Raw genomic sequence first — 636 nt, 5'->3', positions numbered from 1 at the left:
TATGGTCGCCGGGGGTACCGATGCTCCTCTGGTACCCTCGGTTTTTGCCGGAACCTGTGCAACCAGAGCTATGTCTACCCAAAATGCTGACCCGGCGTCGGCCTGCCGCCCTTTTGATCGGTACCGGGACGGCTATGTCATGGCTGAAGGAGCTGCCGTACTGGTACTGGAAACCCTGGAACATGCCGGGCGCCGGGGGGCCGGGATCTACGGGGAAATTATCGGGTTTGGCCTGAGTAACGATGCCTACCATATTACTGCTCCGGAGCCGGACGGGGATGGCTTGGCCAGGGCGATGAAACGCGCTTTGGAAGAGGCGGGGATACATCCTGCCCAGGTAGATTATCTTAATGCCCACGGTACAGGAACAGTGCTGGGTGATCGCAGCGAAACCAGGGCGATTAAGAAAATTTTTGGCAGGCGGGCTTATTCCTTAGCGGTTAGCTCAACCAAATCCATGACCGGCCACCTTTTGGGGGCGGCGGGCGCTCTCGAAATGGTTACCTGCCTGCTGGCCATCAATGAAGGTTACATTCCCCCGACTATCAACTACCGCCATCCTGATCCTGAATGTGATTTAAACTATGTCCCCAATCATGGGACTAAAGCGGCGGTAAATATAGCGATGAATAATAC

General features: G+C 55.5%; 1 protein-coding gene. It reads left to right on the top strand.

Annotated elements, in window-relative coordinates; translation table 11 throughout:
• The coding region (locus KKC1_RS14295) for a beta-ketoacyl-[acyl-carrier-protein] synthase family protein (protein ID WP_143288779.1) at nucleotides 1-636 on the top strand (636 nt) is incomplete at both ends.

The sequence above is a fragment of the Calderihabitans maritimus genome, assembly GCF_002207765.1.
Lineage (GTDB): Bacteria > Bacillota > KKC1 > Calderihabitantales > Calderihabitantaceae > Calderihabitans > Calderihabitans maritimus.
This window is presented reverse-complemented; position numbering and strand designations above follow the sequence as displayed.